General features: G+C 75.1%; 14 protein-coding genes. 8 read left to right on the forward strand and 6 right to left on the reverse strand.

The genetic code is table 11. The features are described from left to right. Positions 1–13: 13 nt before the first annotated feature. Positions 14–1,324 carry a CapA family protein gene (locus tag AC1C2V_RS14465; RefSeq protein ID WP_495390321.1) on the reverse strand — a complete coding sequence of 437 codons (1,311 nt, stop codon included), beginning with the start codon at positions 1,322–1,324 and terminating at the stop codon, positions 14–16. 60 nt (positions 1,325–1,384) lie between these two features. Here AC1C2V_RS14465 and pgsA point away from each other — a divergent pair, with 60 nt between their 5' ends. From pgsA to AC1C2V_RS14480, 3 genes are all read left to right on the forward strand, one after another. Continuing rightward, on the forward strand, positions 1,385–1,987 hold the full coding sequence (gene pgsA / locus AC1C2V_RS14470; RefSeq protein ID WP_495390322.1) for a CDP-diacylglycerol--glycerol-3-phosphate 3-phosphatidyltransferase: 603 nt from the start codon (positions 1,385–1,387) through the stop codon (positions 1,985–1,987). After that, positions 1,984–2,508, forward strand: coding sequence for a CinA family protein (locus AC1C2V_RS14475; RefSeq protein WP_495390323.1), 525 nt, complete (start codon positions 1,984–1,986; stop codon positions 2,506–2,508). The genes pgsA and AC1C2V_RS14475 overlap by 4 nt, the downstream gene beginning before the upstream one ends. Positions 2,509–2,739: 231 nt before the next feature. Then, positions 2,740–3,090 (forward strand): helix-turn-helix domain-containing protein, encoded by a 351-nt coding sequence (locus tag AC1C2V_RS14480; RefSeq protein WP_495390324.1) that lies wholly within the window; start codon positions 2,740–2,742, stop codon positions 3,088–3,090. 75 nt (positions 3,091–3,165) lie between these two features. Here the strand turns inward: AC1C2V_RS14480 and AC1C2V_RS14485 are convergent, their stop codons facing one another. Further along, complete coding sequence (locus AC1C2V_RS14485) at positions 3,166–3,972, reverse strand: DNA-formamidopyrimidine glycosylase family protein (protein WP_495390325.1); 807 nt, start codon at positions 3,970–3,972, stop codon at positions 3,166–3,168. A gap of 18 nt (positions 3,973–3,990) precedes the next feature. Further along, positions 3,991–9,087 carry a DEAD/DEAH box helicase gene (locus tag AC1C2V_RS14490; protein WP_495390326.1) on the reverse strand — a complete coding sequence of 1,699 codons (5,097 nt, stop codon included), beginning with the start codon at positions 9,085–9,087 and terminating at the stop codon, positions 3,991–3,993. A gap of 93 nt (positions 9,088–9,180) precedes the next feature. Here AC1C2V_RS14490 and AC1C2V_RS14495 point away from each other — a divergent pair, with 93 nt between their 5' ends. The 5 genes from AC1C2V_RS14495 to AC1C2V_RS14515 all read left to right on the forward strand — a co-directional run bounded on the left by AC1C2V_RS14495 (position 9,181) and on the right by AC1C2V_RS14515 (position 14,534). After that, entirely contained in the window at positions 9,181–9,414 is a 234-nt protein-coding gene (locus AC1C2V_RS14495; RefSeq protein WP_495390327.1) for a DUF3046 domain-containing protein, read from the forward strand. A gap of 63 nt (positions 9,415–9,477) precedes the next feature. Next, the gene (locus AC1C2V_RS14500; RefSeq protein WP_495390328.1) at positions 9,478–11,592 is read left to right on the forward strand and encodes an alkaline phosphatase family protein; all 2,115 of its coding nucleotides are present in this window, start codon (positions 9,478–9,480) and stop codon (positions 11,590–11,592) included. After that, the gene (locus tag AC1C2V_RS14505; protein ID WP_495390329.1) at positions 11,589–12,530 is read left to right on the forward strand and encodes an MBL fold metallo-hydrolase; all 942 of its coding nucleotides are present in this window, start codon (positions 11,589–11,591) and stop codon (positions 12,528–12,530) included. The genes AC1C2V_RS14500 and AC1C2V_RS14505 overlap by 4 nt, the downstream gene beginning before the upstream one ends. A gap of 158 nt (positions 12,531–12,688) precedes the next feature. Further along, positions 12,689–13,801, forward strand: coding sequence for a recombinase RecA (gene recA, locus AC1C2V_RS14510; RefSeq protein WP_495390330.1), 1,113 nt, complete (start codon positions 12,689–12,691; stop codon positions 13,799–13,801). Positions 13,802–13,826: 25 nt separating this feature from the next. Beyond that, complete coding sequence (locus AC1C2V_RS14515) at positions 13,827–14,534, forward strand: regulatory protein RecX (protein WP_495390331.1); 708 nt, start codon at positions 13,827–13,829, stop codon at positions 14,532–14,534. Between the two features lie 94 nt (positions 14,535–14,628). On the opposite strand, the gene AC1C2V_RS14520 is transcribed toward AC1C2V_RS14515, so the two are convergent. The 3 genes from AC1C2V_RS14520 to AC1C2V_RS14530 all read right to left on the reverse strand — a co-directional run bounded on the left by AC1C2V_RS14520 (position 14,629) and on the right by AC1C2V_RS14530 (position 17,200). Further along, a complete protein-coding gene (locus AC1C2V_RS14520; RefSeq protein ID WP_495390332.1) occupies positions 14,629–15,552 on the reverse strand; it encodes an amino acid ABC transporter permease in 924 nt (307 codons plus the stop codon). Next, complete coding sequence (locus AC1C2V_RS14525) at positions 15,549–16,238, reverse strand: amino acid ABC transporter permease (RefSeq protein ID WP_495390333.1); 690 nt, start codon at positions 16,236–16,238, stop codon at positions 15,549–15,551. Before AC1C2V_RS14525 ends, AC1C2V_RS14520 begins: the two co-directional genes overlap by 4 nt. A gap of 107 nt (positions 16,239–16,345) precedes the next feature. After that, the gene (locus tag AC1C2V_RS14530) at positions 16,346–17,200 is read right to left on the reverse strand and encodes a glutamate ABC transporter substrate-binding protein (RefSeq protein ID WP_495390334.1); all 855 of its coding nucleotides are present in this window, start codon (positions 17,198–17,200) and stop codon (positions 16,346–16,348) included. Between the last annotated feature and the right edge of the window lies 1 nt (position 17,201).

Raw genomic sequence — 17,201 nt, forward strand, 5'->3', positions numbered from 1 at the left:
CGTCAGTTGACCGTCAGTCGCCGCGGGGGACGACCTGTGGCGGCGGGCCGGTGGTCGCGGTGGGCTCCTTGCGCTCCTTCGCGACCTTGCCCACGGCGTCCTGCACGCGCTGCTCCCGCGCCGCGAGCTCGGCCTCGGAGAGCGTGGTGCCGCCCGGGTCGGCCAGCGCGTCCGGCAGCGCGGCGACGTCGTGCCCCGCGCCGACGTCGACGGTGACGCCGGTCCAGCGCACCTCGCTCACGCGCGTCGGGTCGTCGGGGCCCTCCTGCGTGAAGGTCGCGGAGAGGAGCACGCCGTTGCTCGTGCGGGCGTCGCAGCAGTCGGAGCTCTGGTTCGACAGCAGGTTGCCCAGGCCGTAGGCGACCCACATGCCGTCGCCGTCCGGCCCCTTCCCGACGCGGTCGAAGGCCTGCGGGATGTGAGCGTGGTGCCCGATGACGAGGTCGACCTCGCCCGAGCGGGCGAGCCGGCTCACGACGTCCTCCTGCTGGTCGGTGAGCTCCTCCGTGTACTCGACCCCGGCGTGCAAACTGACGACCACCGCGTCGGCCCCCTCCTCTCGGGCGACGCGGGCCTGCTCGACGAGCCGGTCGGCGTCGATGAGGTCGACGGCCCAGGGGGCGTCCGCGGGCATGGCCAGTCCGTTGAGGCCGTAGGCGGCGGCCAGGTGCGCCACGGTGATCTTGCGGCCCTCGCGGTCCAGCACGTACAGCTGCGGCTCGTCCTGCTCGGCCTCGCTGCGTGCCGTCCCGGCGTGCCCCATCCCTGCGTCGGCCAGGCGGCGGATGGTGGCACGCACGCCGTCGTACCCCCGGTCGACCGAGTGGTTGGACGCGGTGGAGCAGCCGTCCCAGCCCTGCTCCTGCAGGTCACGAACGAGGCCCGCGGGTGCGCCGAAGAGCGGGTACCCGCTCGGCGGGGTCCCCTTCGGCGCCACCGGCACCTCGAGGTGGCACAAGGCCAGGTCGGCGCCCTGCACCCAGGCGTCGATCCCGGCCAGCAGCGGGGTGAAGTCCGGGTCGTCGGGGCCGCCCGCCGAGTCGACGACGGGGTCGTGGGTGAGGAGGTCGCCCCCGGCCAGCAGCGTGAACTCGGCAGGGCTGGGTGTGGGGCTGGGCGTGGGGCTGGGCGTCGGGCTGGGTGCGGCCGACGTCTCCGGGCTCGCGGACCCGGGCCCGGCGGCGTCGGGCGGGTCGAGCCCGGCGAGGGGGCCGCCCAGCGCGAGCGCCGCGGCCACGCCGACGGCGGCGCCGCACAGAGCTGCGGCGGCGACCGCGAGGCCTCGTCGTGTCGGTCGCCCGTCGTCGGACGCGTGATGGGGCACGGCAGGAGAGTACTGCCCGCGCGGGTCCTGGCGTCCGATGAGCGCCTATAGGGTGGCCCGGTGGTCAACGAAGCGCCCTCGCCCTGGAACGTCGCCAATGCGGTGACTCTCGTGCGCATCGCGCTCGTGCCCGTGTTCGCCTGGGCGTTGCTCGTGGAGGGCGGCGACTCCATCACCTGGCGTCTCGTCGCGACGGCGATCTTCGTGGTCGCCGCCGTGAGCGACCGCGTCGACGGCTATCTGGCCCGCTCGCGCAACCTCGTCACCGACCTCGGCAAGCTGCTCGACCCGATCGCCGACAAGGCGCTGATCGGCACGGCGCTGATCCTGCTCTGCTGGCCGCTGGGCGAGCTGCCCTGGTGGGTGCCCACCGTGATCCTGGTGCGTGAGCTCGGGATCACCGCGCTGCGGATGGTCGTTCTCCGCTACGCCGTCATGCCCGCCTCGCGCGGCGGCAAGCTGAAGACAGTGCTGCAGGCTGTCGCGATCACCCTCTTCCTGCTGCCCCTGTCCGCCCTGCCCGACGCGGTGCTGATCGTGGCCTGGGTGGTGCTAGCACTCGCGATCGCGGTCACCGTCGTGACCGGCGTCGACTACGCCGTGCGCGGATGGCGGCTGTTCTCGGCCGGGCGTCGCGAGGCGGGGCCGCGAGCGGCCGCATGACCGTCCCGGCGCGCGCGCCGGGCGCGCCCGCCGCGGAGCTCGCGCCCGCCCTGCTCGACGCAGCCCGGGGTCGCGGGTGGTCGCTGGGCACGGCGGAGTCCTTGACCGGCGGCCTGGTCGTCGCGGCGCTGGTCGACGTGCCCGGAGCGTCGGCCGTGGTGCGGGGCGCCGTCGTGGCGTACGCGACGGACGTGAAGGCCTCGGTGCTCACGGTGGACCCGGACCTGCTCGCACGGCGGGGCGCCGTGGACCCCGAGGTGGCGACCCAGATGGCGGCCGGGGCGCGACGGGTGCTGGGGGCCGACGTCGGGCTGGCGACGACGGGCGTGGCGGGCCCCGACACCCAGGACGGGCACCCGCCGGGCGAGGTGTACGTCGCGGTCAGCATGCCGGGCGGCGAGCAGGTGCGCCGCCTCGACGTCCCGGGCGATCGGGCTACGGTGCGCGCCGCCGCCACGCGCGAGGTGCTCGCGCTGGCGTTGGACGCGGTGCGGCGCGTCGCTCCGGTGAAGGATGCGTGACGGGCACGCCGGGGTCGTGACGCCGGGAACAAGGCATGCGGTGCGTGCGTTGCGGAGGGTGTGATCATCGAGAAGGCACGAAGCCGTCCGGAGCCGGGCCACGCCAGGCCGGGTGGGCCGCGCGCGCGGTACGGTAGTGCCACCCCTGGAGTCAGGGGGACGACAGGACGGACGAGGAACCCGGCGACGGGTCCGGAGCCGCGACGATCGGCCACGGAGAGGGGGCGCGAGATGGTCGTACTGCGACGAGAGATCGGCGACGTGCTGCGCGACGCGCGGCAGCGCCAGGGGCGCACCCTGCGAGAGGTGTCTTCCGCTGCGAGGGTCTCGCTCGGGTACCTGAGCGAGGTGGAGCGCGGGCAGAAGGAGGCGTCCTCCGAGCTGCTGGCCTCGATCTGCGAGGCGCTCGACGTTCCGATGTCGCTCGTGCTGCGCGAGGTGAGCGACCGGATCGCGGTGGTGGAGGGTCTGCACATCCCCGACACGATCCCGGCGGACGTCTTCGCCGGCATGCTCAGCCGTGGCGGCGAGCCGCGCGACACCGGCCAGGCGCTGCGAGGAGACCTCGCACCGGTCGGCTGACGGCAACAGAGGCTGACGGCAACAGAGAAGGCCCCTTCACGAGAATCTCGCGAAGGGGCTTTCGCTATGCCTCCGCTATGCCGGCGAGGCCTGGCACGACGGGCACCAGTAGATCGCCCGCTCACCGGCGTCCGGCCGCAGGCCCGGCCCCGCGGTGCTGCCGAGGGCCACGGGCGTCCGGCACCGGCGGCAGGGCGCGCGATGGCGCCCGTGCACGGCGAGCTCGACGGCGCCCAGGCCGGAGGTGCGGCCCACAGTGACGCTGCGTGACATCAGCCGCCGCGCGGTGACCAGCAGGGTGCGGCGTGCCTCGTCGTCGAGGGACCCGACGGTGGTCCAGGGCCACCGTCGGGTTGCGAACAGCGACTCCGCGGTCCAGATGGTCCCCAACCCGGCGACCGTCCGCTGGTCGAGCAGCGCGACGCAGAGCGGGCGCCCCGGGTCCGCGCCGAGCCGGGCCGCGCCCTCGTCGAGCCGGTCGGGGAAGTCGCCGCCCAGCACGTCGGGGCCCAGGTGGCCCAGCAGGCGCGGCTCGTCCCGCGTGCGCAGCACGTCCAGCATGCCGAGCTGCACGCCCAGGCACGTCCAGGAGGCGGTGGCCAGCACGGCCCGCACCGCGTCCGCCCGGCCGGCGGACTCGCGGGACCCGGTCCTGCACACTCGCCACGAGCCGTCCATGCGCAGGTGGGTGTGCAGGGTGCGCCCGTCGTCGAGCCGCAGCAGCAGATGCTTGCCGTACGCGACGGACTCGGTCACGGCGGCACCCACCAGGTCGACGCCTCCCGCCGATGGCCAGCGCAGCTCGGCCCGGACCAGCGGCGACCCCCGCAGCGCGGCTCCGAGCCGCTCGGCGGTCAGCCGCAGCACGTCTCCCTCGGGCACGGTGGGCTCCTGCTCGCCTCAGGCCGGCCGCAGCCCGCGCGGGGTGACGCCGAAGCCGGAGTCCAGCAGCGCGGCGGCGGCGGGGGTCCGATCCCGCGCGGCGGCGAGCGCGGGCACGCCGTCGACCCGCTGCACGGTGACCCGGCCCAACCGTCCCGCCCGCGTGTCGGCGGCGAGGAGGCGCGCGGCAGCGGCGAGCCGGGCTCCGTCGCCGGCGTCGCCGCGCCCGAAGGACAGCACCGTGCGCCCGCCCCGCTCGACGAACAGCACGAGCTCGCCGTCCACCAGCACCACCACGGCGCCGGCCTTGCGCCCGGGACGGTGCGCGCCCGTCGCCCCACCGTCCCCGGCGGGGGAGCCCGCCGACGTGCGCGGCCAGGCAACCGCGGCGCCGTACGGGTTGGCCGGGTCGGTCGCGGCGAGCAGGAGGGCGCCGGGCTCGATCCTGCCGGCCGACGGCGCAGCCGGCCCCTCCACGAGGGAGTCGAGGGCGCGGACACGGTCCGCCGCGTCGGTGCGCAGCTGGTCGACGGCCCCGGGCAGCGCGAACTGCGAGCCGCCCAGGCCCTCGAGGAAGTACCCGCGGCGGGCCGCGCCGCGCTCCTCGAGGCCCGTGAGCACGCGGTACACGTCGCGGAAGCGCGACGTCACCCCCTCGGCCGGGGCGACGGCGCGGGTGAGCACGCCGTGCCGCTCGAGCAGCACCTGGGCGAGAGCGTGCGCGCGCACGGTCGGGTCCTGCTCCACCGCAGGCAGCGCCGACCACCGCCCGCCGCCCGCGCGCGGCAGCGCGGCGGCGGACGTGGGGCGGACCAGGCCGAAGCGCGCCACCCGCACCGGCCGGGCGCGCCCCGGGGCGGCGGGGGCGCGGTGGGCGCCGCCGCCATGCCTGCCCGAGTGCCGGCCCGATCCGCCGAGGGCTTCGCGCAGCGGCCCGAGGCGGTCGTTGGTCACCCAGCCCGCCCAGACGAGGTCCCACAGGACCTCGAGGGTGGCCGACTGGCTCGCGCTCGCCAGCTCCGCCAGGCGTGGCAGGAAGTAGCCCCCCGACCCGGTCAGGAGATCGAGCACCGCCCGGTGCAGGTCGGTGTCGAGCGGCCCGCCCTCGGCCGCGCTCCCGGCGACGGGGTCGGGATCGCGGAGCGTGAGGGGCGCGCCGTCGGCCAGGTGCAGGCTCACCATGCCGTCCCCGCCGCCGGACCCGGGCAGCCGGCCGTGGCCGCACCACAGCACCTCGCCAGCCGTGGTCAGCTCGTCGAGCACCGCGGGGGAGTAGTCCGCCACGCGGGCGGGGAGCACGAGCGTCTCCAGCGCGGACGCGGGCACAGCCGCCCCGGAGAGCTGCTCCACCGCCCGCAGCACGCCGTCCGCCCCGCGCAGGGCGCCGCCGCCGCTGCCCGTGCCGCCCACCCGCATGCCGATGCCGTGCCAGCGCGGCAGGAAGACGCCCAGGGCCTCGGGCTCCACCGGCTCGACCTCGGCCCGCAGCGCGGCGAGCGACCGCCGCCGCAGCGTGCGCAGCACCTCGGGGTCGCACCACTCGTCCCCCGTGCCGCCCAGCGACGACGGCAGCAGCGCGCCCCGTGCGACGGCGCCGACGGCCTCGAGCCGCGCGAGCACCTGCGCCACGACGGCGATCCCGAGCCCGAAGCGGCGCGCGACGTCCGTCGCCGGGAACGGGCCGTGGGTCCGCGCGTGCCGGCGCACCAGGTCGCCCAGGGGGTCGGCCACCGGCTCGGTGAACGTCTCCGGCACGCCCACCGGGAGGGCCACGCCGAGCGCGTCCCGGAGCCGGCCCGCGTCCTCGACCACGGCCCACTGCTCGGCGTCGTCGCCCTGCTGCCCCCCGAGGCGCACCCTGATCACCCGGCGGGCGCCCTCCAGGTCGGCGAGCCAGGCGTCGACCTGCTCCCGGCCCGCCTCCCGCGTCCGGGCCCGCAGCGCGGACGCCGGGTGGGGGCCGGTGCGTCGCAGCACGTCCCAGATCGCCTCGGCGTCGCGGGCCTGACGGTCGGGGGCGAGGGCCTGCAGCTCTGCCTCGGTCCGTTCGACCGCCCCGGGGTCGAGAAGGTCGGCCAGGGGGGTTGCGCCCTGCTCGCCCAGCAGCTCGGTCAGGAGGTCCGGGTCCAGGGACAGCGCAGCCGCCCGGCGCTCGGCCAGCGGGGCGTCGCCGTCGTAGAGGAACTGCGCCGTGTAGCCGAACAGGAGCGCCTGGGCGAATGGCGACGGCGAGGAGGTGGTCACCTCGACGAGCCGCACCCGCCCCGCCTGCAGGTCGCCCATGAGCTCGGTGAGCGCGGCCACGTCGAAGTCGTCGCGCAGGCACTCGCGGGCGGCCTCGAGCATGATCGGGAAGTCCGGGAACTGCGACGCCACCTGCAGCAGCTGAGATGCCCGCTGGCGCTGCTGCCACAGCGGCTGGCGGCGGTCGGGACGCCGGCGCGGCAGCAGCAGCGCCCGGGCGGCGGCCTCGCGGAAGCGCGCCGCGAACATCACCGAGCCGCCCAGCTCGTCGCGCACGGCGCCCAGCACGTCGTCGGGGTCCACCAGGAGGTCCTCGGCCGTGACAGCGGGCGCGTCGGCGGCCCGCTCGGAGCCCGCGGCATCGTCGCCCGCCGCGCCGTCGGAGCCGAGGTCCCAGCCGGGCCCGCCCAGGTCCCAGCCGGCGTCGCCCGCGTCCGGCAGCCGCAGCACGATCCCGTCGTCGGCATGCATCGCCGCCACGTCCGTGCCGTACCGCGCCCGCAGGCGCGCGGCCACCACCAGCGCCCACGGCGCGTGCACGGGCGCGCCGAACGGGGAGTGGATCACCACGCGCCAGTCGCCCAGCTCGTCGCGGAACCGTTCCACGACCACGGTGCGGTCGTCCGGGAGCCGGCCGGTGGCGCGCCGCTGCTCGCCCAGGTACGACGCCAGGTTGTCGGCCGCCCACGTGTCCAGGCCGGCGTCCCGCAGGCTGGCCTGGCCCTGCGCGGTGCCCTGGGCCTCGTCCTCGGCCAGGAGTACGTCGGTCTCGCGCACGAAGGCGCCCACGGCGCGGCCGAGCTCGACCGGGCGGCCCGGCGAGTCGCCCCTCCAGAAGGGCAGCCGCCCCGGGAGCCCGGGCGCCGGGGTCACGAGCACCCGGTCCGGTGTGATCGCCTCGATGCGCCAGGTGGACGAGCCGAGGGTGAACGTGTCCCCGACCCGCGACTCGTAGACCATCTCCTCGTCGAGCTCGCCCACGCGCTTGCCACCGCGGGGGCGGGCCCCGCCGGCGGGTGCGCCGTCGTCGGGGGGGCCCGAGGTCGGGGGCTCGGTGGCGAGGTAGACGCCGTACAGCCCGCGGTCGGGGATGGTGCCGCCGCTCGTGGCCGCGAGGCGCAGGGCGCCCGGCCGCCCGGAGAGGCGGCCGGTGGTGCGGTCCCACACGATCCGGGCCCGCAGCTCGGCGAAGTCCTCGCTCGGGTAGCGGCCGGCGAGCATGTCCAGCACGGCCCGCCAGGTCGCGTCGCCGAGGGTGTGGAACGGGTGTGCCCGGCGGAACGTGGCGAGGAGCTCCTCCGCCGGCCAGTCGTCCGTGGCCAGCGTCGCCACCACCTGCTGGGCCAGCACGTCGAGGGCGTTCGCGGGGACGTGCAGGTGCTCGATCTCGCCGGCGCGCATCCGACGCGCCACCACGGTGGCCGGCACGAGGTCGCCGCGGAAGGTCGGGAAGACCACGCCGTGGGAGACCGCGCCCACCTGGTGCCCGGCGCGGCCGATGCGCTGCAGGCCGCTCGCGACCGACGGCGGCGCGCCCACCTGGACGACGAGGTCGATGGCGCCCATGTCGATGCCCAGCTCGAGGGACGAGGTCGCGACCACCGCCGGCAGGCGACCCGCCTTGAGGTCGGACTCGGTGCGGGTGCGCTCCACCCGGCTCATGGAGCCGTGGTGGGCGCGGGCGAGCGGCGGCGCCTCGGCGCCGTCCGGACCGGGCGGCAGCGCGACCGACGCCCCGGACTGCGCCTGGGTCTGTGCGGGCCACTGGGTGCCCGGCTCGGGCAGGTTCGCCCCGGTGCGCTCCGCCCAGATCTCGTTCATCCGGGCGGTGAGCCGCTCGGCACCGCGGCGGGAGTTGGTGAACACCAGGGTCGAGCGGTGCTCGGCGACCAGGTCCACCACCCGTTCCTCGACGTGCGGCCAGACCGACGCACGGCGCAGCGGGGAGGACGCGTCCCCGCTGAGGTCCACCTCCTCGTCGCCGAGGCGGGGCCCATTTCCGGACCCGCGGCCCGCGCCGGCGGTGCCGGCCGGGACCGGGGCGGTCGGGTCCGGCACCGTCTGCGCGGCGTCCAGGTCGGCGAGGTCGGGCACCGGCACGACGACGTCGATCGCCCACCGCTTGGTGGCCGGCGGCTGGACCACGACCACCTCGCGGCCGCCGTCCTCCGGTGTGCGGTGGCCGCCGAGGAACTCGGCGACGGTCTCCACAGGTCGCACCGTCGCCGACAGCCCGACGCGCTGCGCCGGCCGGTCGAGGAGCTCGTCGAGGCGTTCCAGGCTCAGGGCGAGGTGCGCGCCCCGCTTGGTGCCCGCCACGGCGTGGATCTCGTCGAGGACGACGGTCTGCACGCCGGCGAGGCCCGCCCGCGCCTGGGAGGTGAGGACGAGGAAGAGCGACTCGGGTGTCGTGACCAGCACGTCCGGGGGGCGCGTGGCGAACGCGCGCCGCTCCGACGGCGGCGTGTCACCCGTGCGGGCGCCGACCGTCACCTCCTCGACCGACAGCCCGTCGCGCGCGGCGGCCTGCCGGATGCCGGCGAGCGGCGAGCGCAGGTTGCGCTGCACGTCCGCCGCGAGGGCCTTGAGCGGCGACACGTACAGCACGCGGCAGCGGCGGGCCCGCTCCGGGGGCGGCTCGGTGGTCAGGCGGTCGATCGCCCAGAGGAACGCCGCGAGGGTCTTGCCCGATCCTGTCGGCGCGACGACCAGCGCGTGCCGGTCGGAGCTGATCGCCTCCCACGCGCCGGCCTGCGCCGCCGTCGGCGCCTCGAACGCCCCGGCGAACCAGGAGCGGGTGGCGGGGCCGAACCGCGCGAGCACCTCGACGGGCGCCTCGACGGGGCCGACGGGCGGCGGGGATGCGACCACCCCGCCATCCTGACAGCCTCCACCGACAGCGCGCAGACCGAAGGAACCCCGAGTCGCTCTCGACCACCCCGCGCGGCGTGCGAGGCTGGGCCGGTGCGTTTTCGCGAGTTCGCCGAGCTGGTCGACGAGGTCTTCGGGCCGGCCTATGGCCGCGCCCTCGTGCGGGAGCAGGTGCTGCCCCGTCTGGACGGGCGCACGCCCGCCCAGGCCCTCGAAGCCGGCATGGAACCTCGCGTCGTGTGGCACGCCCTGTGCGACGCGCTCGACGTGCCCGACTCGGAGCGCTGGGGCTCCGACAACCGGCGGCAGGCACCGCCGGCCCGCTGACCTCGCCTGCCGTCCCTGCCCGGACCCCGCGACGGCGCCGGCCGGAGGCGGCATCATGGCGTCATGCCCCGCGCCCGAGCTCCGCTCGTCACGGTGGCCGACGTCCGCGGCGCGCTCTGGTCGCTGGTGTCGACCGCCGCAGGCCTCGGGATCGCGATCCGGGTGGTCGACGGCGTCCGGGTGACCACGCCCTGGGCCGTCGTCCTGGTCGCCGTCGTGGTGGGCGCCGGTGACGTGCTCCTCCGCGTGCCGCTGCGGCGGCTCGCGCGGGCCGGCGGTGCGGTCGGCGCCCTGCTGCTCGGCCTCGGCGCGCAGGTGCTCGTCGTGTGGGCGGCTCTGACGTTCCTGCCCGGGGTCTCCAGCCGGTCCTGGACGGACGTGCTGGCGGTGCTGCTGGTGGCGTCGGTGGTCATGGCCTGCGGGCACTGGGCCGTCGGGGCGAGCGACAACGCGTACGTGGTCGGCGACCTCCTGCGTCGTGCGCGCCGTCAGGCCGGCGTCCCGCGGAGCGCGTCGCGCGGGGCGGCCGACGCGCGGCACGACGCGCGGCACGACGCGCGGGGGGACATGCCGGAGGGTGACGACCGGCCGCCCGGCGTGCTCGTCGTCATGCTCGACGGCGTCGCCAGGCCGACACTCGACCACGCGCTGCAGGCGGGCCTCGTGCCGACGCTCGAGCGGTGGCTGGGTTCCGGCAGCCACCGGATGGAGTCGTGGTGGGCCCGCGTGCCGTGCACCACGCCGGCCAGCACGCTCGGGCTGCTGCACGGCACGACGGACGCCGTCCCCGCCTTCCGGTGGTGGTCGCGGCGGCTCGGGCGCCTGGTGGTGACGAACCGGCCCTCCGACGCCGCCGATGTCGAGCGCGGTGCGAGCGACGGGCGCGGCCTCCTCGCGGGCGGCGGGGTCGCCGTGTCGACGATGTTCTCCGGCGACGCCGCCACCCACCTGCTGGTGATGAGCCGCGCGGCGCAGGGGCTCGGTCCAGGGCAGCTGTTCGTCCGGTTCTTCGCCAGCCCGTTCGTGCTGGTGCGCGCGGTGGTCGGCACGGTGGGGGAGGCCGTCAAGGAGCTGTACCAGGGCTGGCAGCAGGCGGTGCGCGGCGTGCGACCGCGCGTGCGCCGGCGTGGCTGGTACCCGGTCCTGCGGGCGATCACCAACGTGCTGCTGCGCGACCTCAACACGGCGCTCGTCGCGGAGCAGCTCGTGCATGGCGCTCCGGTGGTGTGCGTCGACCTCGTCGACTACGACGAGATCGCCCACCACGCCGGCCCGCTGCGGCCCGAGGCCCTTCGTGCCCTCGAAGGGCTCGACCGCGTCGTCGGCCTCTGGGAGGAGATCGCCCGGGGCGCCCCGCGCCGGTACCAGGTGGTGGTGGTGTCCGACCACGGACAGTCGCTCGGCGCCACCTTCGAGCAGGTGGTGGGCCGGTCGTTCGCGGACGAGGTGACCAGGCTCGTCGGGGAGCGCGCCCCGACGGATCCCGGTGGCGCCCGGCGCACCGGCCGGAGGCCCTCGCCCGACGGCGAGGTGTGGGGCCCGGCGAACACTGCGCTGAACGCCCTGCGAAGGGAGCGCGACGGGGCCGGGCGCGTCCTCGTCGGCCCCGACCGGGGCACCGGGGACGCGGACCTCCCCGAGGTCGCGGTGGTCGGCTCGGGGAACCTCGGGATGATCTGGTTCTGCCGCGAGCCGCGCCGCGTCGCGGCCGCGGAGGTGGCCGCGCGGTGGCCGGCCCTCGTCCCGGGGCTGGTCGAGAGTCCCGCCGTCGGGTTCGTCGTGGTCCACGGCGCGCAGGGGCCGGTGGCGCGCGGCCGCCGTGGGTCGCACGACCTGGCGACCGGCCGCGTGACCGGCCGCGACCCCCTGGCCGGGTACGGGTCGCGTGCGAGGGCCGACCTGCTGCGGGTCGCCGGCCTGGAGGACGCGGGCGACCTCGTGGTCGTCTCGGCCGTGGACGAGATGGGTCGGGTGCATGCGCTGGAGGGTCTGGTGGGCTCGCACGGCGGGCTCGGCGGGGCGCAGAGCGAGGCGCTCCTGCTGCACCCGGTCGGGCTCGTGGTGCCGGACGACGAGCGCGAGGACGTGGACGGCGCACGCATGCTCGTGGGGGCCGAGGCCGTGCACCGGCGGCTGGTCGCGTGGCTCGCCGAGCTCGGGCTGCGGGAGGCGCCATGAGCCGCGGGTCCCCGTCCCAGACACCGCCTGGGCCGTCGCTCAGGGTGACGTGGCTGGGCCACTCGACGGTCGTCCTCGACCTCACCGCGGCGGACGGGCGCACGACCCGGCTCGTGACCGATCCGCTGCTGCGGCGGCACGCGGGCATGCTGAGGCGCCGAGGAGACCGGCCTGCAACGGACGCGTGGCGCGGCGCCGACGCCGCCCTGCTGTCGCACCTGCACCACGACCACGCCGAGCTGGGCTCGCTGCGGCTGCTCGGCGACGTGCCCGTGCTCACCGCGCCGGCCAACGCGCGCTGGCTGCGCGGCAAGGGGCTGCGCGGGGTCGGCCTCGATCCGCCGGTGGAGCTGCCGGGCCACGGTGCGGGCCACGGTGCGGGTCATGGTGCGGGGCATGACGGCGCTCGGCACGGCGGGGCGTGGCACGACGTCGCGGGCGTGCAGGTGCGGCTCGTCACCGCCGTGCACGGGGACCGCCCCATGCCGCACCGCCCCAACGCGACGAACGGGCACCTGGTGCGGCTCGGCGGGGGACGGGCCGACGGCGTGGCGGCCCGCACGGTGTGGGCCGTGGGCGACACGGAGCGCTTCCCCGGCATCGGGCGGGTGCGCGACCTGGCGGGTGGGCGCGTCGATGTGGCGCTCGTGCCCGTCTCGGGGTGGGGCCCGCGGCTCTCCGGCGGCCACCTGGGGCCGCAGGGCGCGGCCGAGGTGTGCGCCGAGGTGCGGCCGCGGGTCGCGATCCCGGTGCACTGGGGCACGCTCCACGCGCCGGGCGGCCGGAACCTGCCCAAGGGGTGGATGGACCACGCCGGCGAGGCCTTCGCGGCCGCCGTGCGTCGGGTGGCGCCGGGGGTGCGGGTCGTGACGCTGCGGCCCGGTGAGTGGTGCGACACGCCCGACGGGGACGGCGGCCTCGAACACGTGTTCGGGTAGAGTCTGTCCACAGAAGGTTCTCGCCCGTCGTTGTCCACACCCGCGGCGATCTGCTCCCGGAGCTGTCGGTGGCGGCACGTACGGTCGGCAACAACATGAGCACGCAGCCACGAACGTCGGCGCGCAGTCGCCGCGCCCAGAACGCAAAGGTGACCGACATGCCCGCAACGGCAGATCGCGAGAAGGCACTCGAGGCCGCGCTCGCCCAGATCGACCGCAACTTCGGCAAGGGCTCGATCATGCGCCTCGGCGACGAAGGCCGCGCGCCCGTCGAGGTCATCCCCACCGGCTCCATCGCACTGGACGTCGCGCTCGGCATCGGCGGCCTCCCGCGGGGCCGCGTCGTCGAGATCTACGGGCCGGAATCCTCCGGCAAGACCACCGTCGCGCTGCACGCGGTGGCCAACGCCCAGCGGGCCGGCGGCATCGCGGCGTTCGTCGACGCCGAGCACGCGCTGGACCCGGAGTACGCCAAGAAGCTCGGCGTCGACACCGACGCACTGCTCGTGTCGCAGCCGGACACCGGCGAGCAGGCGCTGGAGATCATGGACATGCTGATCCGCTCCGGCGCGCTGGACGTCATCGTCATCGACTCCGTCGCGGCGCTCGTGCCCAAGGCCGAGATCGAGGGCGAGATGGGTGACAGCCACGTCGGCCTGCAGGCCCGGCTGATGTCGCAGGCGCTGCGCAAGATCACGGGTGCGCTGAGCTCGTCGGGCACCACCGCCATCTTCATCAACCAGCTCCGCGAGAAGATCGGTGTCTTCTTCGGGTCCCCGGAGACCACCACGGGTGGCAAGGCGCTCAAGTTCTACGCCTCGGTGCGCCTGGACATCCGGCGGATCGAGACCCTCAAGGAGGGCACGGACGCGGTCGGTAACCGCACCCGGATCAAGGTCGTCAAGAACAAGATGGCGCCGCCGTTCAAGCAGGCCGAGTTCGACATCCTCTACGGCGTGGGCATCTCACGCGAGGGCGGGCTCATCGACATGGGCGTGGAGCACGGGTTCGTGCGCAAGTCCGGGTCGTGGTTCACCTACGAGGGCGACCAGCTGGGGCAGGGCAAGGAGAACGCTCGGGCCTTCCTGCGCGACAACCCGGACCTGGCGAACGAGATCGAGAAGCGGATCAAGGAGAAGCTGGGCGTTGGGGCGAAGCTGGACGCTCCCGCCGAGGACGCTCCCGCCCCGGCCGGGGCACCGGCGACCGGCCCGACGGTCGACGCGCCGCCGGCGAAGGCCGGCGCCAAGGGCAAGAAGGCGCCGTTCTGATCGGGACGGTGCCGGGGAGAGTCGCGTGACGTCAGAGGCCTTCCCGGGCGGTCACGGCGCGGGGAAGCGTCGCGGCCGCCGCCAGGGCTCGCGGTCCTTCGGCTCGGGTGATGCGCGGCCGGACGGCGAGAGCCCGGGTGGTGAGGGACCGGACGGTGGCAACCGGCGGCCGCGGACCCCGCGCCGCACGGTGGCCGAGCGTCTCGAGGCGGGGGAGCTGAGCCTCGAGGACGCGGCCGAGAAGGCGCGCGAGGCGCTGCTGCGGACCCTCACGGCCGCCCCGAAGAGCCGCGCCGAGCTCGAGCAGTCCCTCGTCCGCAAGGGATACCCCGCGTCCGTGGTGGGGCCGGTACTCGAGCGGTTCGACGCGGTCGGGCTCGTGGACGACGCCTCGTACGCCGAGATGCTCGTGCGCACGCGGCACACCGAGCGCGGGCTGTCCCGGCGGGCGATCGCCATGGAGCTGCGCCGGCGCGGGATCGACGAGGACACCGCGGCCGATGCGCTCGGGCAGGTGGACGGCGACGACGAGCGGGCCGCAGCGCTGACCCTGGCGCACAAGCACGTCGCCCGGACCCGCGGGCTGGACCGCGACGTGCGCCTGCGTCGCGCCGTCGGCTCGCTCGGGCGCAAGGGCTACCCGCCCGGGGTCGCGTTCGGCGCGGTCCGCGACGCGCTGGCCGCCGAGGGCGAGGACGACCTCGACGACGGCTATCCCGGCACGGACGACTGAGCCGCCACGACAGAACGCCCCGGACGCTGCAGCGTCCGGGGCGTTGTCATGGCGCAGCATGTCTGTCGGGAGGTCTGTCGCGAGGTCTGTCGCGTCAGGTACTGCTGGGTCCCCCGCCGGGGACGGCAGGCGCGGCCGGTGCGCCGGGTCCGCCTCCGGCGACGACGGTCGGGTTCCCGATCCCCGGCCCGGTGGCCGTGGTGCCGGAGGTGCGCCCGCTGAGGAACCGCGAGAGTCGCTGGGCGACCGCGGTGAGCGCCCAGTTGATGACGATGAAGACGACCGCCGCGACGGTGAGCGTCTGCAGGTTGTTGCTGTTGCCGTTGCCGAAGATCTGCGCCGCGCGGAGCAGCTCGTCGTAGCTGATGATCTGGCCGAGCGCGGAGTCCTTCAGCACGACGACGAGCTGGGACACCAGGGCCGGCAGCATGGCGATGAGGGCCTGGGGGAGCTGGATGGAGCGCAGCGTCTGCCCGCCGGTGAGCCCGACCGCGAGGCCTGCCTCGGACTGCCCCTTGGGCAGGTTGCCGACGCCGGCCCGCACGAGCTCGGCGATGACCGACCCGTTGTAGAGCACGAGCGCGACGACGACCGCGAGGAAGGCGGGGTCCTCGTAGTCCGTGTTGAAGCCGATGAGCAGCCAGAAGAAGATCATCATCAACAGCACGGGCACAGCGCGGAAGAACTCCACGACGATGCCGCTCACCCAACGGATCGTCGTCGACCGGGCGAGCCTGCCCGACCCGAGGATCAGGCCGAAGAGCACCGCGCCGACGATGGCGAAACCGGCGGCGCGCAGAGTGTTCTCCAGGCCGGGGATGAAGTAGTTCTGCCACGCGCTCGCGGTGAAGATCGGGGTCCACAGGTCGGCGGCGAACTGCCCCTTGCTGGCGAGCTGGGCCACGACCAGGGCGGCGACGCCGAGCACGACGAGCGCGCCGACGATGTTGCCGACAGCGATGCGGCGCCGGGCGCGCGGTCCCGGGGCGTCGAAGAGGACGGACTGCTGGGAGCTCATCGGCGCACCGCCAGTCGGTTGGAGAGGTAGGTGGTGAGCAGGCCGACGGGGATCACCAGGACGACGAAGCCGATCGCGAAGATCATGAAGATCGCGTAGATGTAGTTCGCGTTGCTGTCGATCATCTCCCGCATGAGGGTCGAGGTCTCCGTGGAGACGCTCACCGCCACGGCGACCGTCGAGTTCTTCAGCAGCGCGATGAGGGTGTTGCCCAGCGGTGCGATAGCGCCGCGGAACGCCTGCGGCAGGATGACGATCCGGGCCGCGGGGAGGAACGACAGCCCGATCGCACGGGCGGCCTCCGCCTGGCCGAGGGGCACCGTGTTCACGCCGGAGCGGATCGCCTCGCACACGAATGCCGCGTGGTACACGGTCAGGCCGATCACGCCGAAGCGGAAGAAGTTCGTCGCGAAGTCGTCGGCAAGGCTGACCTGCAGCTGCGTCCAGACCGCGAGGAAGAGAAACGTCATGATGACGGTCAGCGGCGTGTTCCGCAGGATGTTCACGTAGGCCGTGCCGGCCCACCGCAGGCTCCCGATGGGGGAGATCCGCATGAGCGCGAGGACCGTGCCGAGGATCAGTGAGAAGATCGCGGCCCAGAACGTCAGCTGGATGTTGACCCAGAACGCTCCCACGATGGGGTACTCGCCGAAGAGCGTCCCGAACTGGGACAGGAAGTCACCCACGGTGTGTCAGCCTCCCGGAGTGTGGTGCGACGGATGCCGCGGTGGACGAACGGAGGGAGCGGCGCGGGACGCCGCTCCCCCTGGTGAATCGCTCAGGTGTGTCGGCGTCAGGCGCAGGGCTCGGGCGTCGGCGGGTTCAGGTCGGCGTTGGGCGTGTAGCCGGTGCCGTCGGTGTTCGTGGTGACGGCCTCTTCCCAGGCGCCGTCGTCGATCATCGACTGGATGGCGGCGTTGATGTCCTCGCAGGTGTCGGCGTCCTGCGGGAGGCCCACGCCGTAGTTCTCCTCGGAGAACGGGGCGCCGACCACCTTCACCTTGCCCTGGTTGGCGGGCTGCGCGGCCAGGCCGGCGAGGATGATGTCGTCGGTCGTGACGGCGTCCACCTGGCCCGCGGTGAGCGCGGTGACGCACTCGACGTAGCTGGGGCGCTCCACGAGCTGCACGCCCTCGGCGTATTCGTCCTTGATCCGCTGTGCCGACGTCGAGCCGGTCACCGAGCAGAGGTTCTTGCCCTCGAGCGCCTCAGGCCCGGTGATGTCGGTGTTGTCCTCCGCGACGAGGAGGTCCTGGCCGGCGACGAAGTACGGGCCGGCGAACGCGACCTGCTCCTTGCGCTCGTCGGTGATCGAGTAGGTCGCGAGGATCATGTCGACCTGGCCGGTCTGCAGCATGGTCTCGCGGTTGGCCGACGGGGCCTCGACCCACTCGATCTGGTCGGCCGAGTAGCCGAGCTTGTCGGCCACGTAGGTCGCGACGTCGACGTCGAAGCCCGTGTACTCGCTGCCGTCCTGGTAGCCGAGGCCGGGCTGGTCGTACTTGATGCCGATCTTGATGGAGTCGCCGCCGTCGGAGCCGCCGGTCTCCTCGCCGTCGCCACCACCGACGTCTCCGCCTCCGCATGCGGCGAGCGTGAGCGCGGTCAGTGCGGCGAGCGTGGCAGCACCTGTGTGTCGTGTGCGCATC

It is taken from the genome of Isoptericola sp. Y541 (assembly GCF_059445465.1).

What these genes read in the sequence shown, in the direction of transcription:
- AC1C2V_RS14475 (WP_495390323.1), top strand. Translation starts at nt 1,984, where the DNA reads ATGACCGTCCCGGCGCGCGCGCCGGGCGCGCCCGCCGCGGAGCTCGCG.
- AC1C2V_RS14480 (WP_495390324.1), top strand. Translation starts at nt 2,740, where the DNA reads ATGGTCGTACTGCGACGAGAGATCGGCGACGTGCTGCGCGACGCGCGG.
- AC1C2V_RS14530 (WP_495390334.1), bottom strand. Translation starts at nt 17,200, where the DNA reads ATGCGCACACGACACACAGGTGCTGCCACGCTCGCCGCACTGACCGCG.
- AC1C2V_RS14505 (WP_495390329.1), top strand. Translation starts at nt 11,589, where the DNA reads ATGAGCCGCGGGTCCCCGTCCCAGACACCGCCTGGGCCGTCGCTCAGG.
- recA (WP_495390330.1), top strand. Translation starts at nt 12,689, where the DNA reads ATGCCCGCAACGGCAGATCGCGAGAAGGCACTCGAGGCCGCGCTCGCC.
- AC1C2V_RS14500 (WP_495390328.1), top strand. Translation starts at nt 9,478, where the DNA reads ATGCCCCGCGCCCGAGCTCCGCTCGTCACGGTGGCCGACGTCCGCGGC.
- AC1C2V_RS14520 (WP_495390332.1), bottom strand. Translation starts at nt 15,552, where the DNA reads ATGAGCTCCCAGCAGTCCGTCCTCTTCGACGCCCCGGGACCGCGCGCC.